Raw genomic sequence first — 11,066 nt, 5'->3', positions numbered from 1 at the left:
TACATCAATAGTAATAAGTGACTATAAATATATAATAATTATCTTTATTCCTATATTGATAGCAATACTGTTGAGATATACAAAAATCTCAATATTTTTAATTATAATGGTAAATGAATCTATGTTCTATTTGCTTGATAATTTTAATGCAAATGCTTTTATGACCTTGTTAACTATTATATTAGTATTTTGTAGTTTTTATGAAATTGTTATTAAAGGTAAAAAAGTTAAATACCTTTTTAGAAATAATATCATCATGATATTTATTATAGTACTTATAGAAGTGTTTATTGCTCATAGTATTACTAATCAATCAATTTTTCTAGGAGTAGATGCTTCAAAAAGATATTTCTGGTATGCAAATTATTTCTATTTAAGATTAAAAATTAATAACGATAACGCAGATGAAATAATAGATTTTGTAATAAAAATTGCTACTATTCTTTCAGTTTTATATTTAATGCAATCATTACTTTATACTAAAATACAAGTATTTAATATGAATTATCTTGAAAAATATCCTTTTGTCAGATTTTATACTGGAATAACTATAATTGTTTTTTCTTTATTTTTATCTTTAGAAAGGTTTAAATATACTAAAAGAAAAAAGTATTTATTTTTTTCTTTCATTATGATTCTTGAGATTGTCTTTGTTGGACAAAGTAGAAGTATAATAATACCTTTGTTTATATTAATTTTCTATAAGATTTTTATGTTTATAAGAAACAAGTTTACTGCAAAGAGTCTTATTGTAGCAACAGTTTTATTTGTAACATTTACACCAATGCTATTTAATAGTAATAGTTATATCAACAAAATGATAGACTCAGTATTTAAAGAAATATCAATGAATACAGGGACTTCAGGAGTTAGAGTGAGAGAAGTGGAATTTTTCTTAAATCAATTTAAGGAATATCCTTTATTAGGTTGTGGAATTCATAGTGATAAAACAGATATTGGTTTAGATATGTTAGGTAGAAACTATAAATTTTTTCAAAATGATATCGGAGTTTTAGGATTTATTGCTACATTTGGTGTTATTGGAATTGGTGTATTTCTATCCATAGCTTTTAAAATGATTATATATATTTATAGGTTTAAGAAAAAGAATTTAATTATCTACGGAGAACTTTCTATTGTTTATATTTTGATAAGTCTTCCATTAAGCTTTTATTTTGAGAATAGTACTTCAATATTATATATTTTAATAACATTATGTTATTTTGAAAACTATTTAGAAAAGTATATAGATGAAAGTGATATTTTAAACGATAGGAGAAATATTATTTCTTTTGATAAAGAGGTGAAAAATGAATTCTAGATTTTTAAAAGTTTCAATCATATTTACGTTTTTAACTCTAGTTGGAAAAATTTTATCTTTTTTAAAAGAAATGATAATTGCAAGTCAATTTGGAATATCAGCACAAACAGATGCATTTAATTTAGCTTTATCAATACCTAATATATTATATTCAGTATGTGCATCAGCAATATTAATAACTTTTATTCCAAATTTTTATGAAGTAGAAAAAGAAGATGGATTAGATGGGGCGTACAATTTTTCCAATGTCTTTTTGACATTTTTATTATTGATAAATAGCTCAGTATTAATAATATGTAATCTATTTTCAGAAGAAATAGTAAAAATGATAGGTCCAGGATTAGATTATGAAACGCAAGTCTTGGCAAATTCACTAATTAAAGTTTCATTATTTAACTTAATGTTCATGGTTATAAGTAGTGTTTATTCGGCTATTTTAAGAAGCAAGGAAAAATTTATAGGAGTAAGCTTAATGGTTATTATAACTAATATACCATTAATAATTATGTTAACTATTTTTAAATATAAAATCAGTATTGAAGTGGTAAACTTTCTTACAACTATTGGATTTTGTTTGCAATTTGTAATACTTTTACCTGAAATGAGGAAGATAAAATATAAGTTTGAATTTATATTTAATGGATATAAAAAAGAATTTTTATATGATAAAAGCAATGATACCAATAACCATTGGTTTATCTGTAGTACAAATAAGTCAAGTGGTAGATAAGATTATTGGGTCAACATTGGATGTTGGTTCTATTACATCTATTGAACTTTCAAATAAGATAATAATGATAATATATGGAATTTTATCAAGTTGTATTATTACAATTTTTTCTCCTATATTGTCTAAAAAATTTTTATGTGAAGATAAATCTGAATGGATTAAAGTTATTCAGGGATTGAGTAAATATATGATAATTTTATTAGTACCAATATCTTTTGGTTGTATAATTTTAAGTTCTGACTTAGTTTCTGTTATATATGGAAGAGGTAACTTTAGCAATAATGATATTAATTTTGTAGCAATGGCTTTTTTGGGTAATGTAATACAATTACCATTTCTAGCAATTAGAGAGATTATTGGACAAGGATTTTATTCAACAAAGAATACTATAGTTCCAGCAATAAATGGAGGGATTGCTGTAATAATTAATATTATTTTAACAATAATATTTTCAAACTTATGGGGAGTTTTTGGTATTACTTTAGGCACAAGTATTTCAACCATTTTAGGAGCTATTTTGCTTTTGAAATCTTTTAAAAATAAATATGATGTCTTTAATTTAGTTGACATAATTAAATGTTTTACAAAAGTAATAATAAGTTCTTTGTTTATGAGCTTAATAGTTTGGATTATAAGACTTACATTAGTAGATGTTGTTGGTGAGTTTATGGTAATTGTACTAAGTATATTAATTGGAGGCTTAAGTTACTTTGCTTTTAGTTTAATTTTAAAAATAAATGAAGTGAAAGAATTAACTTACTATTTGCTAAAAAATGTTAGGAGATAATTGGATGAAATTAAAATTAATTATTGGAAAATTTAAAAAAAATAGATTGCCAAATAATGTTTTATTAGAAAAAAGAGCATTTTACGATAAAAAAACAAATTTTGAAGGAAATAATAAAATTGGACGAAAGAGTAATGTCGCTAGAAGCATAGTTGGTTATGGAACATATCTTGGAGAAAATTGTATTCTTAACAATACAAAAATAGGGAAATATTGTTCTATTGCTTCGAATGTAAAACTTATTATGGGGAGTCATCCAACTGAAAAATTTGTAAGTACACATCCATGTTTTTATTCGGTTAACAAAGAAGGAGGCTTTTCATATGTAAATAAATCTAGCTATTCTGGATTAAAATTTGTATATGATGATATTTTTATAGAGATAGGTAATGATGTCTGGATAGGTGAAGGGGTAAAGATTTTACAGGGGGTAAAAATTGGAGATGGAGCAGTTATTGGAGCAAATTCTATTGTAACAAGGGATATTCAACCATATTCAATTAATGTAGGGACTCCAGCAAGATGTATAAAATATAGATTTAATCAAAATCACATAGATTTTTTAAAAGAATTTAAATGGTGGGACAAAGGAGAGAGATGGATAAAAGAAAATATCAAATGTTTTGATGATATAGAGATGTTTATTAAAATGAGGTGAGTAGCTTGATTAATAAATTACTAAATTTTATTAGAATTAAATTTTATCTTAGACCTAAAACAAAATATGGTAATGGTTTGAGAATTCTTGGAAAGGTAGATATTAGAATTGATGATCTTACTTTAGGAGAAAATGTTACTATACATTCAGGTGTAATTTTATGGGGAAAAGGTAAAATAGTCATTGGAGATAATACTGCTATAGGTAATAATACAATTATTTTTTCAAATGAATCCATTATTATAGGGAATAATGGATTAATTGCTGCTAATAATTATATAATAGATTCAGATCATGGAATTAGAAAATCGAAACTTATTAATGAACAAAATTTAATTTCTAAACCTATATTCATAGGTGATGATGTGTGGATTGGTAATGGTTGTACTGTTTTAAAGGGAAGTAAAATTAAATCAGGAGCTGTAGTAGGGGCTATGAGTTTGGTGAATAGTGAGGTAGAAGAATATTCAGTAAATGTTGGTGTTCCTACAAAGAAAATAAAGCAAAGATATTAAGGGATGAGGAGAAATAATTGTGAAAAAGTTTTTGATATGTATTTGTACATACAAAAGATATGAAAAATTATCAGAACTGTTAAAGTCAATTAATAATATTAATCTGAAAGAAGAATTTAATGCTGAGATATTGATAGTAGATAATTATGGGATAGTAGAATAGAAGATTTAGTAAAAAGAAATAAAATTTTAACAAAATACTATTATGAAGAGAATATTGGAATTGTAAATGCAAGAAATAGATGTTTAACTGAGGTAAAGAAATTAGAATTTGATTATTTAATTTCTTTAGATGATGATGAAAAAGTTGAAAAAAACTGGTTAGTTAAATATTATGAATGTTTAAATAAATATGAAGCAGATGTAATTTGTGGACCAGTTATTACAGAATACAAAGATTTAAATAATTTTATAAGTAAATCAAAAATATATACTCGAGAAATATTAGATACAGGAACTGAAATAACAACTTGTGGATGTGGCAATGTACTTATTAAGAAAGCAGTAATTGATCTCAATATAAAATTTAATATTAGATATAATACTTCTGGAGGAGAAGATACTGAGTATTTCAAAAGAATATATGAGTTAGGAAAAAAATTATATATTGTAAAGATGCGATTGTATATGAAGAGTTAAGCAGTGAAAGAGCAACGTTAAAATATTTAGCTAAGAGGAGCTTTGTTTCAGGAAGAAATTATATAAAAATATATAGTAAAAATAATTTATTTACAAACATTATTGAGATATTAAAAAGCATTCTTAAATTATTAGTTTGTACTATTTGTATAATATTCTTCAACTTTGTTAATATAGAGAAGTCAATTAAACTGTTTTCAGTTTTATTCAAAAATGCTGGTAGAATATATGGTATTTTATTTAGTAATAATTTAAAAATGTATTAGTCGGGAGGGCGTATGAATAAAATAGATATTTCAATAATTACAGTTTGTTTCAACTCAGAAAAAACTATTGAAAAGTGTATTAAATCAGTAGTTAATCAATTAGATCTAAATATCGAATACATAATAGTAGATGGTCAATCTACAGATGGAACTATAAATATTATAAAAAAATATAGAGAAAAGTTTCCTATTAAATTTATTTCTGAAAAAGATAACGGTATTTATGATGCTATGAATAAAGGGATAGAGTTAGCTGAGGGAGAATGGATTATATTTATAAATTCAGATGATTGGCTAGAAGATAGATTGCTTTCTAGAATAAACAAAGAGTTAAAAGAACAAGTAGAAGATAGTTTTTATGGGAATATTAGAAAAGTGGATGAAGAAGGAAATATGATAAACATTAGTAAGCCAACGTATAATATTTCTGAGATTATAAAAAAAGGAATGCCAGTCTTTCATCAAGCAATTTTTATAAAAAGAAAAGTGTATAGTGAACTAGGTGGTTTTGATATAAGTTTTAAAATTGCTGGAGATTGGGATTTTATATGTAGAATGTATGGAGCAGGATATACATTTAAATATAGTGATGTTATAATAAGTAATTTTACAGTAGGTGGCACTTCAAGCAAGAGACATATAATGGAAAAACATAGAGTTAGAAAGAAAAATAAGACATATAGATTTTTAGATTTCTATATTATAAAAGAATTAATGGTGGATTATAAAAGAAAATTATTTGGAAGAAAGCATAAAGAACAATGAAAGTATTTAGTTATTAGTATAATAAATTATATTGTTTGCATAGTGAATAGAGATAATGAACTAAAGGAGATACGATAATTAATCTAGTTAATTGTAAAAAGAAAAAAGAAATTTTATTTAAGTTTTTATAAGAATTTTGCATTATAGATATTTATGTAAGAGGAGATAGAAAATGGAGAGCATAAAAATAGCTGTAGTTGGTTTAGGGTATGTAGGAATGCCTTTGGCAGTAGCATTTGCAAAAAAGAAAGAAGTAGTAGGATTTGATATTAATAAAGAAAAAATACAAATGTATTTAGAGGGAAAAGATGTAACTAATGAAGTTGGAGATGATGCTATTAAGAATTCTACTGTAGAATTCACTTATGATGAGAGAAAATTAAAAGAGTGTAATTTTCATATAGTAGCAGTACCAACACCAACAAATGAAGATAAAACACCAGATTTAAGACCTGTAATAGGTGCTAGTGAAGTAATTGGTAGAAATCTTAGAAAAGGATCAATAGTAGTATATGAATCAACTGTTTATCCTGGAGTAACAGAAGAAATATGTTTACCTATTTTAGAAAGAGAATCAGGTTTGAAGTGCGGACAAGACTTTAAAATTGGATATTCACCTGAAAGAATAAATCCAGGTGATAAGGTTCATAGGTTAGAGAATATAGTAAAAATAGTTTCTGGAATGGATGAAGAAACTTTAGATACAGTAGCTAAAGTTTATGAATTAGTAATAGAAGCTGGTGTATATAGAGCAGAAAGTATAAAAGTTGCAGAGGCAGCTAAATTAATCGAAAACTGCCAAAGAGATGTAATGATTTCTTTTGTAAATGAATTAGCTATGATATTTGATAAAATGAATATAGATACTAAAGCTGTAATAGATGCAGCAGGTAGTAAGTGGAACTTTATTAAAATGAATCCTGGTTTAGTTGGAGGACATTGCATAGGTGTTGATCCTTACTATTTAATTCATAGGGCGAAAGAAATAGGTATGGAATCACAAGTTATAGCAGCTAGCAGAAGAATAAATGATGGAATGGCTAAGTATGTTGCTGAAAACACTGTTAAAAGTTTAATAAAAGCCAATAAGAGAGTAAAGAGCGCTAAAGTAGCAGTGTTAGGAGTTACATTCAAAGAGGATTGTCCTGATACAAGAAATACTAAAGTTGTTGATATTATTGAAGAATTAAAAGAGTATGAAATAGAAGTAGTGATTACAGATCCTGTTGCTGATATAAATGAGTTAAGAGAAGAATATGGATTAGAGTTAAAGGATATTGAAGATATTGATAATATGGATGCAATAATATTAGCTGTATCTCATAGTGAGTATAGAGATATGAATATTAACGATTTTAGCAAATTATATTATGTAAATGGTAAATTAGATGAAGTTGCAGCAACCAAAGAAGTAGATGAGAAAAATGTATTTATAGATGTTAAAGGAATAGTTGATAGGGATAATATTATAAAAAATGGATTTATTTACTGGAGATTGTAGAGAATTTAATAGAATTAAGTTTATATAAAAAAATACATTAACAAATCTATTTAGTGAAAAGAATCGAGGTGACTCCAAAATGAACATATTAGTAACAGGTGGTGCTGGATATATAGGATCACACACTTGTGTAGCTCTGCTTGAAGCAGGACATACAGTAATTGTTGCTGATAATCTTTGCAACAGTAAAGCTGAAACTATAGATAAAATAAAGCAAATAACTAATAAAGAAGTAACTTTTTATAAGATAGATGTAACTGATGAAGTAGCCTTAGAAGTTGTTTTCGCAACTCATAAAATAGATGGAGTTATTCATTTTGCAGGACTTAAAGCAGTTGGCGAATCTGTAGAAAATCCATTAGAGTATTATTATAATAATTTAGTTTCCACTATGGTTCTTTCTAAGCTTTGCAAGAAGTATAATGTAAACAAATTTGTATTTAGTTCATCAGCAACAGTTTATGGAGATAACAAAGTGCCATTTGTAGAAACTATGAATCTTTTACCTACTACAAATCCATATGGTGAAACTAAAGCTATGAGTGAGAGGATTCTAACTGATATAGCAAAAGTAAATCCAGACTTTTCAGTAGCACTTCTTAGATATTTCAATCCAGTAGGAGCACATGAGAGTGGAGTAATTGGTGAAGCACCTAATGGGATTCCTAACAACTTAATGCCTTATATAACTAAGGTAGCAAAAGGAGAGCTAGATAAACTACGCATTTTTGGAAATGACTATCTAACTGTAGATGGAACAGGAGTTAGAGATTACATTCATGTAGTAGATCTTGCGGAAGGTCATGTAGCTGCTTTAGATAAATTAACAGCAGGAGTTCATATTTATAATTTAGGGACTGGTGAAGGTACAAGTGTTTTACAGTTAGTGAAAGCATTTGAAGAAGCAAATAATATTGAAGTTCCTTATGAAATAGTAGAACGTAGAACTGGTGATATAGCTAGCTGCTATGCTGATGTAAGAAAGGCTAGAAATGAAATTGGTTGGACTGCTAAACGAGGTATAGTAGAAATGTGTAGGGATGCTTGGCGATTTGAAAAAAACCATAAATAATCTTATGCAGTTAACAGCAAGCTATTATCACTAGTATACCAGATACAACTCGAAAATGTCATAATATAAGAAGTTAGACTAAAATATCAAAAGGATATAAATAATAAATCTTAAAATTGAAACATCTGAAATTCCAGAAATGGAGTGGCAGATGTTTTATTTTTATAATTTTTAAAAAATTTATAAAATATTTTTCTCAAAAAGTATAAATCTCGGATATTTACTAGTTGAAGGATAAAATAATTATTTTAAGGGGATAGGATTTATGCAATATTCTTTTTTAGGTTTTTCAGTTGTAAAGATGATGGAGTTAGATTTAGATATGAAAGATATGGCTATACTTAGGTATTTTGTTGATTTTAAAGAAACTGGAAGGATGAATAGTGAAATAATAGAAGGAGATAAGTACTATTGGGTTAGTTATAAATCATTAGAGGAGGAAATGCCTTATTTAATAGCAACCTCGGGCGTTCCTTCCTCGGAAGGACCCCCGGGGGTTGTGTTAAATATTTAACGATATTAGCTCGTTAAGACCCCTAGGGTGAACGAACGTAGGTTCCTAAACCCAAGGGGGATTTTTTATGATATTTTTTTGAAAAGCCTTCACTAAATTTGATATTTAGTGAATTTCGCATATAAGAAAATGACTATAATTTCTTTGTAATTATAGTCATTTTTCTTTAATAAAAAGTAACAACAGGATATAATTATATATAAGGTAATCTGGTATAATAAGATTAATCGAATATATTAAAGGATATAAATACGTTATAGGGAGGCAAAAGGATGAATATAATGAATTTTAATGATTGTATAAAGCTCCCTTTAGAAATAGGGGGGCATTGCCTAAAGTAGCTATATGGTATGAAGATAGTATATATATGATTAAGGAAGGAAAATATAAGAATAATTAGCAAGTGGGTCAAAGTTGACCCACTAAGCCCCCGGGGGTGAGCGAAAGTAAGTTCGCGAACCGAAGGGGGATTTTTATGATATTTTTTAAAAAATCTTCGTTAAATTGGGGGGTTAGTGAATTTTGTATCCAAATAAATGACGATAGTTTTTACAGCTATCGTCATTTTGGTTTAATAAAAAATAATAATAGGATATAATATAAGTAGTAGATTATGTTATTATTAAGAAATTTCATAAATATAAGTTTATTATAATATAAATGAAAGCAAGGAGATAACTTCTAATCATCTTCTTGCAGTTGGTGGGAAATTTTTATAGATAGAAAAGTAATTAATGAGGGTGATATTTTGATTAAGAGAAATGATATAACTGATGAACAATTATATTTTGCTATATATTGTATAACTGCATTAAGCCGTAATTTAAATATGATACCATCAGATGTATATAATTTGCTTACTGAAAAGACTAAAATATTAGATGAATATATTATAAAATATTATGATACACTTCATACTCAAGGAGAAGATTATATTGTAGGTGAAATAGTCAGTTTATTAAAAAGTAAGGGGATTAAAGTATGATAATATATCATGGATCAAATATGGTAATAAAAGAGCCTAAGGTAATTAAATCTAATAGAGCATTAGATTTTGGAATCGGATTTTATGCTACAACTTTTAAGGTGCAAGCAGAAAAATGGGCTGTTAGAAAATGTACTAACTTTAATGGAGAAATAGAAGGAACGCCGATTGTATCTATATATGAATTAGATTTAAATTTTGCTAATGAGAATTTTAAAATTTATGAGTATGAAGGTGTAACTAAGGAATGGCTTGAATTTATTTTAAGTAATAGAAAAGATATCAATTCAAAATCACCATATGACATTACTATTGGAGAAGTTGCTGATGATCAAGTCTTCGCAACAATAAACCTTTTAACAAGAGGATGGATAGAAATTGATACCGCTATTAAGAGATTAAAATTTAAATCCCCAAATAACCAAGTTTGTATTAATAATCAGCAAGTGATTACAGAATGTTTAAAGTTTATTGGAATGGAGGAGGTAAAATAATATGAAAATGAATGAATTTGATGAAGTGCTAGTAATGCTTATAGATGATGTGATAATAAATATTAGTAAATTAAAATCAATAAGTAAATATGAAGCCATGAAATTATTTTACTTATCACCAATAAGTAAATTGATTTATAAAAAAGAAACAGGATTATTTACACAAAGTGCTGTTAGCATAGCGCATAGATGTATAACTAATTAGCAATAGCAATTGAGTCCAGCAAAGTGTGTCCTCACAAACAACCCAGGGTAGAATAAATTTCCAGATGTGAGCAAGTGGGTCATTTCATAGCAAGGAGCTAACTTCTAGTTATCTCCTAGCACCTCGGGGGAATTTTTCATTATTAAGTGGGTCACTTCGTGCCCCACAAGTACCCCCGGGCATTTACGAACGTAAGTTCGTAAAGCGAAGTAGTCACATTTTGTAATATCTTTTTGACGAACTTCCGTTAAAGGAGTATTTAATAAAATTCATATATGTTAAAAAGATACAGGTGATAAATTCTATCATCTGTTTTTATTTATATAAAAATTTAAAAAATAATTGAATAAGAATATACATTCGTGCCAATAATTCAGATAGATTAGAATTTGGAGGTAAAACAATGAATAGAGTAACTTTAATTGGAAATGTAGTAAAGGATTTAGAATTGAAAAACTATAATTCGTCAGATGGAAATGGAAGTTATGTACAGTTTACTTTAGCAATAAACGATCAAAGAAATAAAGATAAGGAAGCTGTTTTTATAAGTATAGTTTCTTTTGGAAAACAAGCTGAAATACTTTCAAAGTATTTATCTAAAGGAAGAAGAATAG

General features: G+C 26.9%; 15 protein-coding genes. All 15 read left to right on the top strand.

Translation table 11 applies throughout. The features are described 5' to 3' along the window. Nucleotides 1-1,321: O-antigen ligase family protein (locus A500_RS00090; RefSeq protein ID WP_016205563.1), on the top strand; the 1,321-nt coding region annotated here is incomplete at its 5' end. After that, on the top strand, nt 1,311-2,051 hold the full coding sequence (locus A500_RS00085) for a lipid II flippase MurJ (RefSeq protein WP_040436338.1): 741 nt from the start codon (nt 1,311-1,313) through the stop codon (nt 2,049-2,051). The genes A500_RS00090 and A500_RS00085, both read left to right, overlap by 11 nt. After that, nucleotides 1,960-2,838: a murein biosynthesis integral membrane protein MurJ gene (gene murJ, locus A500_RS00080; protein WP_157453583.1), complete on the top strand. Its 879-nt coding sequence runs from the start codon at nt 1,960-1,962 to the stop codon at nt 2,836-2,838. Before A500_RS00085 ends, murJ begins: the two co-directional genes overlap by 92 nt. Nucleotides 2,839-2,842: 4 nt before the next feature. Continuing rightward, a complete protein-coding gene (locus A500_RS00075) occupies nt 2,843-3,496 on the top strand; it encodes a CatB-related O-acetyltransferase (RefSeq protein ID WP_016205562.1) in 654 nt (217 codons plus the stop codon). 5 nt (nt 3,497-3,501) lie between these two features. Further along, nucleotides 3,502-4,011 carry an acyltransferase gene (locus A500_RS00070; protein WP_016205561.1) on the top strand — a complete coding sequence of 170 codons (510 nt, stop codon included), beginning with the start codon at nt 3,502-3,504 and terminating at the stop codon, nt 4,009-4,011. Between the two features lie 19 nt (nt 4,012-4,030). Then, nucleotides 4,031-4,174 carry a hypothetical protein gene (locus tag A500_RS20205; protein WP_016205560.1) on the top strand — a complete coding sequence of 48 codons (144 nt, stop codon included), beginning with the start codon at nt 4,031-4,033 and terminating at the stop codon, nt 4,172-4,174. Then, entirely contained in the window at nt 4,171-4,650 is a 480-nt protein-coding gene (locus tag A500_RS21970; protein ID WP_083935643.1) for a glycosyltransferase family 2 protein, read from the top strand. The genes A500_RS20205 and A500_RS21970 overlap by 4 nt, the downstream gene beginning before the upstream one ends. 278 nt (nt 4,651-4,928) lie before the next feature. Continuing rightward, nucleotides 4,929-5,681: a glycosyltransferase family 2 protein gene (locus A500_RS00065; protein WP_016205559.1), complete on the top strand. Its 753-nt coding sequence runs from the start codon at nt 4,929-4,931 to the stop codon at nt 5,679-5,681. 172 nt (nt 5,682-5,853) lie between these two features. Next, the gene (locus tag A500_RS00060; protein ID WP_016205558.1) at nt 5,854-7,182 is read left to right on the top strand and encodes a nucleotide sugar dehydrogenase; all 1,329 of its coding nucleotides are present in this window, start codon (nt 5,854-5,856) and stop codon (nt 7,180-7,182) included. Between the two features lie 79 nt (nt 7,183-7,261). After that, entirely contained in the window at nt 7,262-8,254 is a 993-nt protein-coding gene (gene galE / locus A500_RS00055) for a UDP-glucose 4-epimerase GalE (protein ID WP_016205557.1), read from the top strand. Nucleotides 8,255-8,519: 265 nt separating this feature from the next. Continuing rightward, the gene (locus A500_RS00050) at nt 8,520-8,768 is read left to right on the top strand and encodes a hypothetical protein (RefSeq protein ID WP_016205556.1); all 249 of its coding nucleotides are present in this window, start codon (nt 8,520-8,522) and stop codon (nt 8,766-8,768) included. Nucleotides 8,769-9,516: 748 nt separating this feature from the next. Beyond that, entirely contained in the window at nt 9,517-9,753 is a 237-nt protein-coding gene (locus tag A500_RS00045; RefSeq protein WP_016205555.1) for a DUF3791 domain-containing protein, read from the top strand. After that, on the top strand, nt 9,750-10,247 hold the full coding sequence (locus A500_RS00040) for a DUF3990 domain-containing protein (RefSeq protein ID WP_016205554.1): 498 nt from the start codon (nt 9,750-9,752) through the stop codon (nt 10,245-10,247). Before A500_RS00045 ends, A500_RS00040 begins: the two co-directional genes overlap by 4 nt. Nucleotide 10,248: 1 nt before the next feature. Next, a complete protein-coding gene (locus A500_RS00035; protein WP_016205553.1) occupies nt 10,249-10,452 on the top strand; it encodes a hypothetical protein in 204 nt (67 codons plus the stop codon). 403 nt (nt 10,453-10,855) lie between these two features. Beyond that, the coding region (locus A500_RS00030) for a single-stranded DNA-binding protein (protein ID WP_016205552.1) at nt 10,856-11,066 on the top strand (211 nt) is incomplete at its 3' end.

The sequence above is a fragment of the Clostridium sartagoforme AAU1 genome (genome assembly GCF_000401215.1).
In the GTDB taxonomy this organism is placed as follows: domain Bacteria; phylum Bacillota; class Clostridia; order Clostridiales; family Clostridiaceae; genus Clostridium; species Clostridium sartagoforme.
The sequence above is the reverse complement of the archived record's forward strand: the minus strand, read 5'-3'. Positions and strand labels throughout refer to the sequence as shown.

Excerpts from the sequence above, each read along its gene's own strand:
- A500_RS00065 (WP_016205559.1), top strand. The coding sequence starts at position 4,929 with ATGAATAAAATAGATATTTCAATAATTACAGTTTGTTTCAACTCAGAA.
- galE (WP_016205557.1), top strand. The coding sequence starts at position 7,262 with ATGAACATATTAGTAACAGGTGGTGCTGGATATATAGGATCACACACT.
- murJ (WP_157453583.1), top strand. The coding sequence starts at position 1,960 with ATGGATATAAAAAAGAATTTTTATATGATAAAAGCAATGATACCAATA.
- A500_RS00075 (WP_016205562.1), top strand. The coding sequence starts at position 2,843 with ATGAAATTAAAATTAATTATTGGAAAATTTAAAAAAAATAGATTGCCA.
- A500_RS00050 (WP_016205556.1), top strand. The coding sequence starts at position 8,520 with ATGCAATATTCTTTTTTAGGTTTTTCAGTTGTAAAGATGATGGAGTTA.
- A500_RS00035 (WP_016205553.1), top strand. The coding sequence starts at position 10,249 with ATGAAAATGAATGAATTTGATGAAGTGCTAGTAATGCTTATAGATGAT.
- A500_RS00085 (WP_040436338.1), top strand. The coding sequence starts at position 1,311 with ATGAATTCTAGATTTTTAAAAGTTTCAATCATATTTACGTTTTTAACT.
- A500_RS00060 (WP_016205558.1), top strand. The coding sequence starts at position 5,854 with ATGGAGAGCATAAAAATAGCTGTAGTTGGTTTAGGGTATGTAGGAATG.
- A500_RS00040 (WP_016205554.1), top strand. The coding sequence starts at position 9,750 with ATGATAATATATCATGGATCAAATATGGTAATAAAAGAGCCTAAGGTA.